Source organism: Chryseobacterium sp. UYP7 (assembly GCF_056279225.1).
Map to the genome: position 1 here is coordinate 521731 of NZ_JBWBQW010000002.1, position 15908 is coordinate 537638.

At 36.3% G+C, this 15908-nt stretch carries 16 protein-coding genes; 3 read left to right on the forward strand and 13 right to left on the reverse strand.

The window, feature by feature from the left end; translation table 11 throughout:
• Positions 1-102: 102 nt before the first annotated feature.
• From ACZ9HT_RS06680 to aceB, 10 genes are all read right to left on the reverse strand, one after another.
• Complete coding sequence (locus ACZ9HT_RS06680; protein WP_476039685.1) at positions 103-843, reverse strand: DUF4230 domain-containing protein; 741 nt, start codon at positions 841-843, stop codon at positions 103-105.
• A 42-nt stretch (positions 844-885) separates the two neighbouring features.
• A complete protein-coding gene (locus ACZ9HT_RS06685; protein WP_476039686.1) occupies positions 886-1425 on the reverse strand; it encodes a hypothetical protein in 540 nt (179 codons plus the stop codon).
• Positions 1426-1436: 11 nt separating this feature from the next.
• On the reverse strand, positions 1437-2471 hold the full coding sequence (locus ACZ9HT_RS06690; protein ID WP_476039687.1) for a LuxE/PaaK family acyltransferase: 1035 nt from the start codon (positions 2469-2471) through the stop codon (positions 1437-1439).
• A 93-nt stretch (positions 2472-2564) separates the two neighbouring features.
• The gene (uraH, locus tag ACZ9HT_RS06695) at positions 2565-2978 is read right to left on the reverse strand and encodes a hydroxyisourate hydrolase (protein ID WP_476039688.1); all 414 of its coding nucleotides are present in this window, start codon (positions 2976-2978) and stop codon (positions 2565-2567) included.
• Between the two features lie 102 nt (positions 2979-3080).
• Positions 3081-3845 (reverse strand): UDP-2,3-diacylglucosamine diphosphatase, encoded by a 765-nt coding sequence (locus tag ACZ9HT_RS06700; protein WP_476039689.1) that lies wholly within the window; start codon positions 3843-3845, stop codon positions 3081-3083.
• A gap of 59 nt (positions 3846-3904) precedes the next feature.
• Positions 3905-5635: a sensor histidine kinase gene (locus ACZ9HT_RS06705; RefSeq protein WP_476039690.1), complete on the reverse strand. Its 1731-nt coding sequence runs from the start codon at positions 5633-5635 to the stop codon at positions 3905-3907.
• 98 nt (positions 5636-5733) lie between these two features.
• Positions 5734-6177 carry a 6-pyruvoyl trahydropterin synthase family protein gene (locus tag ACZ9HT_RS06710; RefSeq protein WP_476039691.1) on the reverse strand — a complete coding sequence of 148 codons (444 nt, stop codon included), beginning with the start codon at positions 6175-6177 and terminating at the stop codon, positions 5734-5736.
• Between the two features lie 74 nt (positions 6178-6251).
• Positions 6252-6920 (reverse strand): Yip1 family protein, encoded by a 669-nt coding sequence (locus ACZ9HT_RS06715; RefSeq protein ID WP_476039692.1) that lies wholly within the window; start codon positions 6918-6920, stop codon positions 6252-6254.
• Positions 6921-7062: 142 nt separating this feature from the next.
• Positions 7063-8349, reverse strand: a complete 1287-nt coding sequence (gene aceA, locus ACZ9HT_RS06720; protein WP_476039693.1) for an isocitrate lyase — start codon at positions 8347-8349, stop codon at positions 7063-7065.
• A gap of 229 nt (positions 8350-8578) precedes the next feature.
• On the reverse strand, positions 8579-10156 hold the full coding sequence (gene aceB / locus ACZ9HT_RS06725; protein WP_476039694.1) for a malate synthase A: 1578 nt from the start codon (positions 10154-10156) through the stop codon (positions 8579-8581).
• A 177-nt stretch (positions 10157-10333) separates the two neighbouring features.
• Here aceB and ACZ9HT_RS06730 point away from each other — a divergent pair, with 177 nt between their 5' ends.
• Both ACZ9HT_RS06730 and ACZ9HT_RS06735 read left to right on the forward strand, forming a co-directional pair.
• A complete protein-coding gene (locus ACZ9HT_RS06730) occupies positions 10334-11803 on the forward strand; it encodes a helix-turn-helix domain-containing protein (protein ID WP_476039695.1) in 1470 nt (489 codons plus the stop codon).
• A 217-nt stretch (positions 11804-12020) separates the two neighbouring features.
• Positions 12021-12674: a ComF family protein gene (locus ACZ9HT_RS06735; RefSeq protein ID WP_476039696.1), complete on the forward strand. Its 654-nt coding sequence runs from the start codon at positions 12021-12023 to the stop codon at positions 12672-12674.
• Positions 12675-12734: 60 nt separating this feature from the next.
• Here the strand turns inward: ACZ9HT_RS06735 and upp are convergent, their stop codons facing one another.
• From upp to der, 3 genes are all read right to left on the reverse strand, one after another.
• The gene (gene upp, locus ACZ9HT_RS06740) at positions 12735-13385 is read right to left on the reverse strand and encodes a uracil phosphoribosyltransferase (RefSeq protein WP_476039697.1); all 651 of its coding nucleotides are present in this window, start codon (positions 13383-13385) and stop codon (positions 12735-12737) included.
• Positions 13386-13449: 64 nt separating this feature from the next.
• Positions 13450-13794 (reverse strand): four helix bundle protein, encoded by a 345-nt coding sequence (locus tag ACZ9HT_RS06745; RefSeq protein ID WP_476039698.1) that lies wholly within the window; start codon positions 13792-13794, stop codon positions 13450-13452.
• 59 nt (positions 13795-13853) lie between these two features.
• Positions 13854-15161: a ribosome biogenesis GTPase Der gene (der, locus tag ACZ9HT_RS06750; RefSeq protein ID WP_476039699.1), complete on the reverse strand. Its 1308-nt coding sequence runs from the start codon at positions 15159-15161 to the stop codon at positions 13854-13856.
• Positions 15162-15350: 189 nt separating this feature from the next.
• Here der and ACZ9HT_RS06755 point away from each other — a divergent pair, with 189 nt between their 5' ends.
• A complete protein-coding gene (locus ACZ9HT_RS06755; RefSeq protein WP_476039700.1) occupies positions 15351-15905 on the forward strand; it encodes a LemA family protein in 555 nt (184 codons plus the stop codon).
• The last annotated feature ends 3 nt before the right edge of the window (positions 15906-15908 follow it).

A 15908-nucleotide genomic window follows, 5' to 3' on the forward strand; every position in this document is an offset into this window, starting at 1 on the left:
AAAAATAACAAAAGTTATCTAAGAACCAACTAATTACTAAAATTTTTTATCAAAATGATCACATTTTTCTACTATCTATTATCGTCTCAAAATGAGACTTAATTACTTCGGATTCTCGGTGTCTAAATTCATCGGATTGTAGGTGATCTGATTTTTGCTTTCCATTATTTTGGAAGTATTTTCTAAGAGAAAATTTTTGCCGTTCAAAAGCTCGGTCAGTAACATTTGCATCTGTTCCGCTGCAACTTCCGGAAGATGTGATTTCTTCGCCGCTTCAATAACCTGTTTTTTACCGTTTTGCTGAATTTTGGCCAGATCATCTTTGCTGAAAAGGTTGAAGAATTGTTCTTCAATATTGTAATATTTGTAATCGGTTTCAGTTGAAAGGATCTCTGGTGCTGGAAAATGAAGCAGTTTTACTTTTCTGTTCTGCTCATCAACTTCCCATTTAAACTTTTCAAAATCATAACCGATCAAAACTTTCGCCTGTATAATGACCAATGCTTTTTTTGTGGAAGGTATAAATTTTAAGAGTTTTTTCGTTTCCTCATAATTATAGATCTCATTAAAATGACCTTCAGCTGCAACAACTTTAAAAACTTTCCGCATGCTTTCGGCAATCGTGTGAGAGCTTTCTGTAATTACCGGCGCTTGCGATCCCATTTTTTTTGAGGCTAAAAAAGCAATTACTCCGCCTAAAATAAGTCCCAGAATAAGCATCAAAATCGTCATCATCGAATTAACATTTTGACTTTGTGTCATTTGATAAAAGAAAAATCCTAAAAAAACAAGCATTAGGATTCCTACAGCCCAAAGAAATATTTTAATTTTATTAAGGTTCATTTGTTATAATTTAAAGTAAAGATAAGGATTTTGAAAAAGTATTTATTTCTTCGCCAAAAATTTTGGCGGGAGAATTAACTCTTCGAATTTTCCTTTGACTTCCAGTTTTTTGAAGTAAAGGTTTCTTGCCATGATCTTCAGCATTAGATCTTTATCGAAAAATTTCCAGAAAGGATCATCATGAACTTTCTTCGGTTTCCGTATCTCGAAAAAGTTGGTTTCCCAGGAATCAGGATTATGATCGAACTCGATGATTCCGCAGTTTTCCGGGATCAGGTCAACCTCCAGCATTCCTTGTGGAACTAAGAAACTGAAATAATTACAGGGATAATCGCCACAGGAAATTTTATCATGTTTCAGAAATTTTTCTTTCGTCTGCTGATTCTGATATTTCTTTTTGAAATCATTCTTAAAATCTGCTTTCGAAAATTTGATCTCAATTTCGTGACTGAGTCCTGATTCATTAATAATTAAAATATCAGCTTCCCAGTCGGAATGAAAATGATTCGTTAAAACCAGATCCTTCTCAAAATCGCAGAATTTAGAAATATAATTATAGGTAAGTTCTTCTACTTTTAGCATGTTGAATTAAATTAAGACACGAGCAAACTGCAGCCGCGAATATCGGAATGATCGATTCTCCCCAAAACCTGAAATTGTTTCATAATCATTTCTTTGTCATTTTGAGCAGAAAGAAGAAACTCAGAATTCTCTATAATTTTGCCTAAATCCTGTGTCGCAATAAAACTACAGGAATGTCGGTTTGCCAGATCAATAATGTTGATCGCGCCGTTTCGTCCATCTTCCACATAAGAAAAAGGATCTTCTGTATTTCTAATGAGAATACGCATCCAGTTTGGACTTGTATAAATGTTTTGACCTAAAGAATACGCCTGAGAAAGCAATTCCGTCATTGAATATTCGGAGTAAATTTTATCTGTTCCGAAACCTTTATGAAAAATATTTAAGAGTTCATCCTTCGTCATTTCTTCTTTTCTTCCTTTCATGCCACCAGTTTCAATGATGATAAGTTGATTGGATGATGTGATGATGTGATGATTTGTTTCTGCAAAATCCAGAAAATCTAAAAGCGCAAAAGAAACTCCGAATAGGATTACTTTTTTATTTTCTGTCGAAAGTTTTTGTAGCAATTCAAAAAGATCCTGATGATTATAAAGGAAATAACCGTTCTCTGGTTTCCCGGATTTTTTCATCAGAAAATCCACCATATAAATTAAAGAGGAATTTTGCTTCTCCAGATAACTCGGCAATAAACCGAGAAAAATATAATCTTCCGGCTTTCCAATAAACTGTTCGAAACTTTTTGCAATGCTATCTTCATAAAGATTTTCATCTGCGATCCAGTGTTTAGAAAGATTCATTTGAGTCGTTCCCGAACTTTGAAAGAATAAATCGGTCGTTTTATTTCTATCTAAAAGCGTGTGATTTTTAAACATTTCAATAGGCAAAAAGGGAATTTTTTCTACTTGCTGAATTTGATTCGGATCTATGTTTAGATAATCGACAAACTTTCTGTAAACCTCAACATTTTGATATTGATATTGAAAAGTTTCCAAACATTTTTGCTGGAAATCGGCTTCGGTTTTTATGTTGAAAATCTCGTTCATTTTTAGTTTTGCAAAAGTCCCAAAAGAAAAGCGGAATTCAAAATTTATTTTTGAATTCCGCTGAAAAAATTTTATTTGAAGAAAAAACTGTTCCTAGTTTCCTCTGTAAGTTGAATATCCGTATGCTGAAAGCGTGATCGGCACGTGATAATGTTCACTGTCTTTTAATTCAAAAACCACTTCAACCCAAGGATAAAAACTTTCCTCCTTCATTTTTTTGAAATAATCGCTGGTCATGTACGTCAGTTTATAAATTCCTAAGTTCGATTTATCATTCGGTAAAAAATCAGGAACACGACCACTTTTATCGGTTACTTTTTCTTGAACGAAAGACCAAACTTTGGTTTTCTCATTGTATTTTTCAAGTTTAATGGTAACTCCTGGAGCAGGCATTCCTTTCGACACATCTAAAATGTGACTTGAAAGTTGGTAGGTCATTTCTTTTTTCTGTCCGAACGCTACGGAAGAGATCATTGCAAAAAAGAAAGCAAAAATTAAATTTTTCATAAAAATGATTATAAATAATAAGATAAAAGCGATAAACCTTTTATCGCTAAACCGCATTTAAACGGGTCGAAACCACTTTGGCAAAATCAATGCCGCAAAAATTTATTTAGCGAAGGTTTTTAATTCAAAATTACCATCAAATTCACCATAAGTAAAATAAGAAATCCAGTCGCCTAGGTTGATGTAAGTGGCTTTACCGTTTTCTAAAGGCAGGACCATCGGCAAATGTCTATGACCGTAAATGAAATAATCTATCTTTTCGGTCTTCAATTTTTCGTTGGAATAAATGATGAGAAATTCTTTGTCTTCGCCTAGAAAAGCTTTGTCCTCTTCGCCTGAGATCATCTTATTTTTAGTAGATGCGTAAATGGCAATTTTCATCGCAATATCGGGATGCAACCATTTGAAAGCCCATTGTGCAAACGGATTAGTAAAAAGTTTTTTCATTCTTTTATATCCTTTATCGCCAGGTCCTAAACCGTCGCCATGCGCGAGAAGAAAATTTTTGCCGTTGATCTCGAAATACTGTTTTTCAAAGTAAACTTTGCAACCAATTTCTTCTTCAAAATAAGTTTTCATCCAGAGATCGTGGTTTCCAACAAACATGTAAAGATCAATTCCCGAATCTTTCAACTCTGCCAGTTTACCTAAAACGCGGACATATCCTTTCGGGATTACGTGATTCCATTCATGCCAGAAATCAAATAGATCGCCCATTAAAAATAAAACCTGAGCGTCGCTTTTTATTTCATCTAACCACCGGATAAATTTCTCTTCGCGAATCTTACTTTCTTTCGGAGTTGGCGCACCAAAATGCTGATCGGAAGCGAAATAAATTTTTTTGTTAGTTTCAAGAGTGATTTTCATAGCAATTCATCAATATCTCCGCAAATATAAGCGTATTGAGAAAGAAACCAAAATTGATCTCAGACCGGAAAGTCAATCATATAGGTAGAGCCATTTCTTTCGTAAGTTCCCCGGAGCTGTTCAACCATTCCGGAGATAATATACATTCCTAAAGCTTCCTCATCCTTATTATTATTGAAAAAAGTGCCATTATCCTTGTAAATCATTTTAATCCGATCTCCGTTCTTTTTCAGAGCAAGGTCAATTTTTAGATTTTCTGTTTTAGGAAACTGCGCATGTTTTTCGGAATTGCTGATGAGTTCATTCAACATTAAACCAATTGATAAAATAGTATCGACCTTCAAAAGAATTTCTTCGGTTTCATTAATAAATTCGAGAGGAAGCGCGGTGGAAGCTTTTTTATTTTCTAAGATCTGATTGGTGTAGATCTTTATATCGATCAAGGCAGAATCTGTGTGACTTACACTGTAAGAATATAAATGATGACCTATGGAAATGGTCCGGATCCGCTCATGAAGTTTTTTAAAATCATCTTTATGCTTTTCTACATCGGTTTCATCAGTTTGAAGCTGGATCAAAGTCATGATCGCGAGCAGATTATTTTTTACGCGGTGATTTAATTCCTGCACCAAAAATTCTTTCTGTTTAACGAGCTGATTAAGACGGTCATTTTTCGTTTTGATCCGCTCTTTTTGATGCAGGATTTCTTTTCGCCGTTTGTTTAAAAGATAGGTGCCGAAAATTAACGCAGCTAAGAAAATGCCTAAAACCAAAGTCAATAAAATGAGTTGATTATTAAACTTTTCTGTCGTTGTAAGGATTTTTTCGATTCCTTCCTTTTCTTCCACTTCTTTTTCCAGCATACTTCGTCGGTCGAGTTCTGTAATTTTTATTTTTTGACCGGTCTCATTAAGCTTATAGCGCGCGCTGTCGAATTTTTTAAAATAGAAGAGCGATGAATCGAACTTTTTTTTCTTCTCGAAAATGTCGCTTTTATTTTTATAAACGATCGACTGGCTGAAATAATCGCCATTTTTATTAATAAGAGCATCTGCAGAATCGGTGTATCGAATTGCATTATCAAACTCACTATTTTTTAATAAGTGCGAGCTTATATTTAAATAAATGGCGATCAACAATCCATTGGTATGAATTCGCTTCGCAGAACTGAGCGACTGATTGTAGTAATCCAGCAATACTGGGGAGTTGGGATCTTTTTCGCGGTAGTAAAAAGCCAACAACATTTTCGCTTCTGCCCGACGCTGATAATCGCCGACACTATCTGCGAAAATCTTTGCTTTTTCTGCAAAATTTAAAAACTGAACGTCATTTCCTTTCATTCGATTAAGAGAGGAACTTCTAATTAAAAATTCAGCAAAATATTTAGATCGGTAAGAAGGATATTTTTCCAGAAGAAGTTCTGCCTGTCGAAGTTCGAAAGTTGATCTGTCGAGCAACGATAAGATTTCGTAGACCAAAGAACGTTGTATGCGTAATTTTAAAACCATTTCGGGCGGTCTGTTCGGAAGGTTCAGTAATTTTTCTGAAAGATAGATGGCTTCTTCATATTCCTGTGCCTGAACAAGAGCGGCTACTTTATAACTTTCAAGAAAATAGATCTCTCTGTCTGCCGAATATTTTTTATGATCTAAAATTTGATTAATAAAATTGATATTCCATTCAAAATTATTTTCCAGATGCTGTTTTTCAATTCTAGATAAATCCACACCAAAGGCATTCCCCGACTGTGCAAAAAAGAATGTAGAAAAGAAAATAAAAAAATATTTCACTCTTAACGAATTTTAAGATTGCTAAAATTGCAGTAAAATTATTTCCCTGAAGAACAGATGTAAAGATAGTGAAATGCGAAATATAAATCAAAGATATTCTACTGATCTTCAGCCAACCATTCTCCGTAAGAGTTTTCGGTTTCGTGGAGTTTAAGGTAAGCCAAAGTCACGGTGTTCGGAAGCTGGCTTTTAATTTTCTCTGCAATATCGTACAACATATTTTCGCAGGTCGGCTGATAATTGCAGTAAATAACTTTATGACCTTTCTCTTCCAGATCTTCACCCAGTTGTTTGTGTGGCGAAATCCCGTTTAACATTACAGCATGATCCCAAACATCGATGATCTCTGAATTTACAATTTTTTTAATGTCCCCAAAATCTACAACCATTCCGTTTTTTGGATGATCCAGATCATTGATCGGACTGCCTTTTACGGTAACAAAAAGTTTGTAGGAATGCCCGTGCATGTTTTTGCATTTTCCATCGTAATTATAAAGAACGTGGGCAGTTTCGAAAGTGAAAATTTTGGTGATGCGTATCATGGGACAAAGATAACGAAATTGGATATTTAACCCTGTAGAAAAATATAATTTCTACCTTCCCAAATAGAATTTTATTAGAAGCTATAAAAAATTAAGGCGATCAAAACTACAGGTCCAATAATAATTAAAAGGGGCAATAGAAGATTCAGGATAGCTTTCCAAATGGAGAGTTTCTGAACTTCGGAAACTCCCACGATCGTAAAAACAATGGTGAAGATCCACAAAATTAATTTTATCGAGAATGAACTCCAAAATATAATATTACCGGAAATCCCCGCCACCACCAGATCGCCATCATTCGTAAAAAGATCGATGCCGTAAACTGCAATTTGAGGAACTAAAAAAATTAAGGATATCGCTGAAGGGATCATGGCGTATGCCAAAATTTTGATAATTGAGTCGGTAGAACCTTTTCCGTTCAGCCATTTCCCCGTCCAACTAAGAAGCGCGGCGTAAATATAATAACTGAGCCATCCGAATAATCCACCAAATATAACGCAGGTAAATACAAGTCCCACCAAAGACGAATTATCGCCCAAACCTTTATTCGAAGCCCGATCGAATGCTGCGGAGATTCCGGCCAAAATTAATAAGACGTAAAAATACTTCTCGTACTTCGTTTCATTAATATACTTAAAGATCCTTCTTGGTTCCGTCCAGATTTTTGTAAAAATTTCCAGATCTGTTAACGAGTCGTATTTTTCAAATTCTTCAAAGTCACTCTGAACGTTTTGGATCTCCATAATTGTTAGTCTTTAGTTTTCGAAAATACCAGATTTCTACCAGTTTTAAATATTTTTAAAGTTTAAAGTTTCCGGTTAAAAAAAATCCTCTCCAAAACGGAAAGGACTTCTCAACAATTAAAAAAATAGATGCTTTTGCTGATCAATGAAACTGCTCTGCTTCCGTAGAACCAGCCAATGCTGTCGTAGAAGACTTTCCAGCAGTTACGACAGTTTGAACTTCATCGAAATAAGAAGTTCCTACAAAATTCTGGTGTTTCACCGCGCGGAAACCCTCTTTTTGTAAAGCAAATTCTCTTTCCTGAAGTTCGCTGTAACCTGCCATTCCGCGTTTTTTGTAAGCTAAAGCCAATTCGAACATGGAAGTATTTAAGGCATGGAATCCAGCCAAAGTGATGAACTGAAATTTGTAACCCATCGCGGCTAATTCTTCACGGAAGGTTTCCATTTCGGCAACGGATAATTTTGCAGCCCAGTTGAAAGAAGGTGAACAATTGTAAGCCAGCATTTTCCCCGGAAATTTTGCGTGGATTCCTTCTGCAAATTTTCTCGCATAATCCAAATCAGGATTTGACGTTTCCATCCAAATTAAATCGGCATAAGGTGCATAAGCTAAACCTCTGTCGATACCTTGCTCTACTCCATTATTTACTTGGTAAAATCCTTCAGACGTTCTTTTTCCCGTCACAAATTTATGATCTCTTTCGTCAATATCTGAAGTTAATAAATCAGCCGCATCTGCATCGGTTCTCGCCACCAAAATAGTTGGAACGCCGCAAACATCTGCTGCTAAACGTGCAGCTACTAATTTATTGATCGCTTCTTGCGTTGGAACTAAAACTTTTCCACCTAAATGTCCACATTTTTTTGCCGAAGAGAGTTGATCTTCGAAATGAACTCCGGCTGCACCGGCTTCAATCATTTGTTTCATCAATTCGAAAGCGTTTAAGTTTCCACCAAAACCTGCTTCTGCATCTGCCACGATCGGAACCAAATAATCTTTACAGTTCGCTTCATCCACATTATTTACAGTCTGAATTTGATCTGCTCTCAACAATGCATTGTTAATTCTTTTCACCACTGAAGGAACTGAATTCGCAGGATACAAACTTTGATCAGGATACATTTCGCCGCTCAAATTCGCATCGGCAGCAACTTGCCATCCGGAAAGATAGATGGCTTCTAAGCCGGCGTCAACTTCCTGCACGGCTTGATTCCCGGTTAAAGCTCCTAATCCTGCGACGAAATCCTGGGTGTTTAATTGCTCCCATAATTTCTCTGACATTAATTTGGCAATCGTGTAATCGAGTTTATAAGTTCCCCGAAGTTTTAATACTTTTTCGGCGGAATACGGTCTTTTGATTCCGTTCCATCTTGGACTTTCTAACCATTCTTTTTCCAGTTGCTGGATCTGTTCTTGCTTTTTCATATCGATTTTGTTTTTAGATTTTATTTTGTGAACTAATTATTTTAACGCAAAGACGCGAAGGTCAAATCACTATTACTTTTTAAATTACGGTCGCAAAGGCGTTTCACTCAGCAATGGCTTTGATATTATTTCTTTTTCATTTAAAGAAAGTGGAAATTCACCATTCACTATTGACCATTCACCGTACTTGGCTCTTTTTACTTTTTACTTGTCTCTTTTCCCTTGGTTCTTAAATAAACTGATACGCTTTCAAAGTCAGAAATTCTTCGAAATTATCGTTGAGGATTAAGTCATCGAAAAGTTCGGTTGCCAATTGGAATTTTCCATTGTTGTAGCGTTCTTCACCGACGTAATCTTTAATTTTCTCCAGTTCTTCTTCCTGCCAGTGCAAAATCATTTCGGGCATTAAGGTTCGGCCGTCATCGAGTTTTGCTTCGTTTTTCAGCCATTGCCAAATTTGAGTTCTGGAGATTTCTGCGGTTGCGGCGTCTTCCATCAAATTGTATAAAGCTGCTGCACCAACTCCCATTAACCACGATTCCAGATAAAGAATTCCGACGTTGATATTTTTACGAACGCCCTTTTCGGTGATCGTTCCTTCTGGAATTTCGAGCAAATCTTCTTCTGAGATATGATATTCTTCAAATTTTTTATCGATTTGATTTGGAGTCGGCATCAATTCATCAAAGATTTTTTTAGCTACAGAAACCAATCCCGGATGAGCGACCCAAGTTCCGTCGTGTCCGTTTTTCACTTCCCGTTCTTTATCGGCGCGAACCTTTGCATAAGCGATCTCGTTTTCTGCTTCGTTATTTTTTACAGGTATTTGTGCAGCCATTCCGCCCATCGCGTGGACATTTCTTTTGTGACAAACCTGAATTACTCTTTTGGAGTAAGCACTCATAAACGGAGAAGTCATGGTGACCTGATCTCTGTCGGGAACTAAAAACTCAGGTAGATTTCTAAACTTTTTGATGTAAGAAAAAATATAATCCCAACGACCGCAATTTAATCCGGCGCTGTGTTCTTTCAGTTCAAATAAAATTTCGTCGAGTTGAAAAGCAGCGGTGATCGTTTCAATAAGAACGGTGGCTTTAATTGTTCCCTGTGGAATACCAACATAATCCTGGGAAAATTTAAATACTTCATTCCACCATTTCGCTTCTTTATAATGTTCCAGTTTTGGCAAATAAAAATAAGGTCCGGTTCCGTTCTCAATTAATTTTTTAGCATTTCTAAAAAAGTAAATACCGAAATCGATCAAGGAAGCTGAAGCTGCTTCTCCATTAATTTCTATATTTTTCTCCGGTAAATGCAAACCTCGTGGACGAACTAAAAGGGTTGCAAGATTTTCACCCAACTCATATTTCTTGCCTTTTTCATTTTCAAAACTGATGGTTTTATTGATGGCGTCAGAAAGATTTTTTTGCCCTTCCATGCAGTTTTCCCACGTGGGCGAATTGCTGTCTTCAAAATCTGCCATAAATGTGGAAGCTCCAGAATTTAAAGCATTGATCACCATTTTTCTTTCCACCGGTCCCGTAATTTCTACACGGCGATCCAGCAGATCTTTAGGCAGTGGATTACAAACCCAGTTATCTTTTCTTACGTTTTCGGTTTCAAGCAAAAACTTTGGGAGTTGGCGGTGATCAAACTCGATCTGTTTCATGGTTCGCGAATGGAGCAGCTGCTTTCTATCTGAATTAAATTTTTCATGAAGTTCGGTTAAGAACTCCATTAATTCTGAAGTAAAAATATCGCTGTATTGCTCTTTTGGAAGAATCTGAAATTGAGTTGCCGTTTCCATTTTTTATAATATTTAATGATTTGGTGAAACAAATATATGTAAAATACTTTCACTTACAGCGAACGTTCGCTAAATATATTTAAAATTAATTATGCGAACACCCGCTTTATTTTATTTAACTTTGTAACCATCGGAATTCCCGACCTATTTAGAAAGATTATAAATTTTGAAAGAGCAATGAGAGGCGACAGTGATTTTATTAAAACCGTTTTAGGCTTGAAGATGAAGCAGTTGAGACAAAAAAGCAATTTATCTCTTCAGGATTTAGCAAACATTTCAGGACTTTCAAAATCTTATCTGAACGAAATCGAAAACGGAAAAAAATATCCGAAACATGACAAGATCGCACAACTTGCAGTGGCTTTAAATTCTACTTATGACGAATTAGTTTCGACAAAGCTGGATAAAAGTTTACTACCGATCGCGGAAATTCTACAGTCCGAATTTTTTAAGGAAATTCCGCTGGATCTTTTCGGCATCAATAAAAATACACTGATCAGCATTATTGGTGACGCGCCAAAAAAAGTTACCGCTTTTATTAATACCTTAATCGAAATTTCGAAGAATTACAATCTGGGGAAAGAACGCTTCTATTTTGCGGTGATCAGAAGTTTTCAGGAACTGCACGACAATTACTTTCTTTTTATCGAACAAAAAGCCGAAGCTTATCTCCAGGAAAATTCACTTTCAACCAAACCAAATTCAGTTGATTTACAGAAAATTTTGGTGGAAGAGTTCGATTATGAAGTAAAGTTGCTCAATCTGGAACAATACGGCGCTTCGGGAAAACTGCGGTCCTTATTTATTCCTGAAAAGAAACTTCTGTTGATGAATGAACTTTTAGATGAAGATCAAAAAACATTTATTCTTGCGAAGGAAATTGGATTCACGATCCTCAATCTAAATCCACGTCCGAACACTTATTCCTGGCTGGATTTCACGAGTTTTGATGAGTTATTGAATAACTATTACGCATCTTATTTTGCAGGTTCTCTATTGATCCGAAAAGTAACTTTGACCCAAAAATTAACCGAATTTTTTCAGAATCCCGAATGGAACGCCCATCTTTTTGAAAATTTAATTGAAGAGTTTACAAATTCTCCTGAAACTTTTTATTACCGGTTAACCAATATTTTACCACAGGAATTAGGTATAAAAGATTTATTTTATCTCTGCTTTACGAAGAAAAAGAATTCAGATAAAATTCAGATCTTAAAAGAACTGCACTTGAATCAACAACAGGCGCCCCACGCAAATTCTACAAATGAACATTACTGCAGAAGATGGATCGCGGTAAAAACGCTCGTCGAAATCAAGGAAAATGAAAAGGTTACTGCCGCACAGATTTCTCATTACAAAGACAGTGGATTGTCTTATCTCGTCCTTTCGACTTCACAGAAAAATCCTTTTTCCGATGGTACGAACCGCAGTTACTGTCTCGGTATTTTACTGAATACAAATTCCCTGAAGAAAATAAAATTCGCGAAAAGCGAAAGCGTAAAGACGATCAATGTAGGCGTGACATGCGAAACGTGCAGCATTTTGGATTGCGAAGTTCGGCAAGCTCCACCGGTTCGGTTGGAAAAAGAAAATTTCAATGAAAATATGAAGAAGTCGATTCAGAATATTCGGAGGGAAATGCTGTAAAACTCTCAAATATTGCACAATTTTTTTAATAACAAAGTCATCACAGATTTCCTGGAAAAATTAGGTTAATGCAAGTTCTGAAATTTGCAATTTTCTTTTGCAAACTTCCCGACTATTCGCAGGTACCATTTAGTTTTGAATACAGGTCTGAATTTTTAGGGAATTAATATATCTTTCGTTCAAAACGAAATTGTAACTTTCACTAAATAAATGAAGTATGTTTTTAGTCGACTTACTTTTTCCAAACCGTTGTCTGGATTGCAATCGAATCATTCATTCTGATGAAGTGGCTTGTGAATTGTGTTTTGATCAAATTCATTTTACGCACCATGATTTCACGGAAAGTAATTTACTTAAGGAACGATGTAAACTCTTGTTTCCTGTAGAAAATGCAGTGGCTTTGATGCAATTTGAAGAAGAAAGTCTAAGCCGGAAAATTATTCATCAGTTAAAATACGGCAGTCGGGAGAAAGTTGGAAAAATTTTAGCACGATGGACGCTGGAAAAAACAAATTTAAAAGATTTGAAACCTGATCTGCTGATAACTGTTCCGCTTCATCCGAAAAAACTAAAAGAGCGCGGTTACAATCAGCTTCATTTATATGCAAATTCTCTTTCAGATCAATTACAGATCCCGTGCGATCATACTTTAATAAAAAGAAATTTTTACAAGAAAGCGCAGGCAAAAAAGAACAAAGCACAAAGAACAACAACCGAAAATTTATTTAGCATAACAAAAGAAATTTCGGAAAAGCAGGTGTTGATCATCGATGATGTTTTTACGACGGGAAATACGATGAGCGCTGTTGCGTGGGAGGTTTTGAAAAATCCGGGAAACAAAGTTTCTGTTTTGGTGATGGCGCTGGATTGATCCTCACCCTAAATCCCTCTCGAAAGAAGAGGGACTTTTAGATATTTTATAAAAATTTTTTTAGCGCTGTAATTTTTCGCCGTAAGATAAATCGCCGGCGTCGCCTAAACCAGGCGTAATATAACCTTTGGATGTTAAATTCTCGTCGATTACGCCGACCCAGATCTTTGCTTCTGGATAAGCTTTTTGAATAGTGTCGACGCCTTGTTGAGAGGCGATCGCGGCAACGATGTGGAGTTGCGTCGGCCTTCCGTGGTTTAAGAGATCTTTGATGGCTTCGATCAAACTTGCGCCAGTTGCCAACATGGGATCTGCAACGATCAAAGGTCTACCATCAATACTTGGACAGGTTAAATAATCCTGCTTAATGGAGAAATAATCGTTGGCATCATGTTTACGATACGCGGCTACAAATCCACAATCTGCTTTATCCAGATAATTTAAAATCCCTTGAAACAAAGGAACTCCAGCTCTTAAAATCGTGGTAATAACGGGCTGAACGGCTACTTCCTGCGCTTTAATTTTATCTAAAGGCGTGGTGATCTCAATTTCCTTTTGGTCTAAATGTTTGCTAATCTCGAAGGCTGCGATCTCGCCGATCCTTTCCATATTTCTGCGGAATCTTAAACGGTCGGTTTGAATTTCAACATTTCGAAGTTCGTTGATCCAGGTATTAACAAGGGAAAAGTTATCTGAGAGTACGGTAATCATAATATTGATTTGATGATTTTTGATGTGGTGATGTGATAATTAAAATACAATGCTTATTAATTAATTATCCTTTTTTTGAAGTTGAAATTATTTTTGACAATAATTTTTGAATACTAAGTAATTTCAATTTAAGTTCTTCATTAAAAGGATAACTTGGTGATTTCTCACAAAGCAAAAGCCAATACTCAGATTCCTTCGCTTCTTTATCTGCAATTTTCAGTTTATGAATATAATCCGCTCTACTTTCGGCACTTTGAGATTCGAAAATATTTGCACCGACAGACGTACCGGATTTTAAGAGTTGATTAGCAATTACAAATTTTCTTTTACTTTCAAGAATCTCAGTAAATTCGATGATGTCCAATGCAAACTGGATACTTAGTTCCAAAATTTCATTTCTCTTTTCCATGTGTATATGTTTAATAATTAAATCAACGAATTCACAAATCGACACATCATCGAATCAACTTATTTTTGACGGAAATAAACTTCGATAGGAACTCCGGTGAAGCCGAAGTGTTTACGAAGCTGATTTTCTGTAAATCTTTTGTAGGCTTCTTTCACATACTGTGGCAAGTTGCAGAAAAATACAAACTGTGGACTTGGTGTTGGAAGTTGTACGCAATATTTAATTTTTACATATTTTCCTTTCAATGCTGGTGGCGGCGTTTTCTCAAACACAGGAAGCATAATTTCATTCAGTTTTGAAGTTTTAATTTTCTTACCTCTGTTTTCGTAAACTTCCATCGCTAATTCTACCGATTTTAGAATCCTCTGTTTCGTTAATGCTGAAATAAAGAGAATTGGAATGTCGGTGAACTGACCAATTTTAGCTTTGATTTGCGCTTCGAAATCCCGTGTGGTATTGGTTTCTTTTTCAACCAGATCCCATTTGTTCACAACGATCACGATTCCTTTTCTATTTTTTTGAGCCAGTCCGAAAATATTCATATCCTGAGATTCCCAACCTAAAGTGGCATCGACCATGATAATAACAACATCTGAATATTCGATAGATCGGATCGACCGCATGACGGAATAAAACTCCAGATCTTCTTTTACTTTGGCTTTACGACGCATTCCAGCGGTATCAACCAGCACAAATTCATGTCCGAACTTGTTATATAAAGTTTGAATGGAATCCCGCGTAGTTCCTGCAATATCGGTAACAATGTTTCTTTCAACATCGAGTAAAGCGTTTGTAAGCGTTGATTTACCAACGTTTGGACGGCCGGCAATTGTAATTTTAGGCAAACCTTCGAAAGGATCTTTGTAATCGGTTGTAGGGAAATCTTTTACGATAGCATCCAGCAATTCTCCGGTTCCGGAACCTGTTGCAGAAGACATGGTGTAATATTTTTCGATCCCAAACTGATAGAATTCGGTAGCTGCCAGTTCTTCTTTAGAGGAATCCGCTTTGTTAACCGTTACATAAACAGGTTTCCCAGATTTACGCAGCAATTCAAAAATATCCTGATCGGTGTCTGTTAAACCTTCTTCTACATTTACCATAAAGATAATAGAAGTGGCTTCGTCAACCGCTAACTGAACCTGTTTTGCAATTTCTTCCTGAAAAACATCCTCGGTATTTATTTCGTAACCTCCGGTATCAATTACGGTGAATTCTACTCCATTCCAGTCAGATTTTCCGTGGTGACGGTCTCTGGTAACTCCGGCGGTGGAATCTACGATAGCTTCTCTTCTCTCGAGCAAGCGGTTAAAAAGGGTGGATTTCCCAACGTTGGGACGTCCTACTATGGCGACGATATTCGACATAAAATTTTGTTTAATAATTTTATTATTAATGGGTTACTCGAACTATTCGAGCCCAAAAATTTTTGCAAAGATAGTTTTTTTGAGGGAGAATTTTATATGCAGGAATATTTTGTAACTTCTCGACCCAAATCCTTACTCATATAGGATGATTTGAAATCACAAAAACTATAAAATAAAAAAAATAAAATTATGATTGCTATTTTGATAATTGTTGCACTTGTTGTAATATTCTTAATGTACGGAGTTTCCATCTACAACCGACTGGTAAAGTTAAGAACCATGGTTCAGGAAGCCTGGAGCAGTATTGATGTGATGCTGAAAAAACGTCACGATCTAATTCCAAACCTGGTAGAAACAGTAAAAGGTTACGCGACTCACGAAAAGGAAACTTTCGAAAGCGTTACGCGAGCCAGAAATGCTGCTATGTCTGCAAATACGGTAGGAGAAAAGGAATTCGCGGAGAAAAATTTGAATCAGGCGATGATGAATTTGAATGCTGTTGCTGAGCAATATCCGGATTTAAAAGCCAATACCAATTTCCTTCAACTTCAGGGAGAAATTTCTGCTTTGGAAGGCGACATCGAAAAATCCAGAAGATATTATAATGGTACGGTTCGCGAAAACAATATTTTGGTGGATACGTTCCCAAGTAATATTATTGCGAATATGTACAAATTCACGAAATCTACTTTCTTCGAATTAGACAATATTGCAGAAAGAGCGGTTCCGGCTGTTAAATTCTAAAAA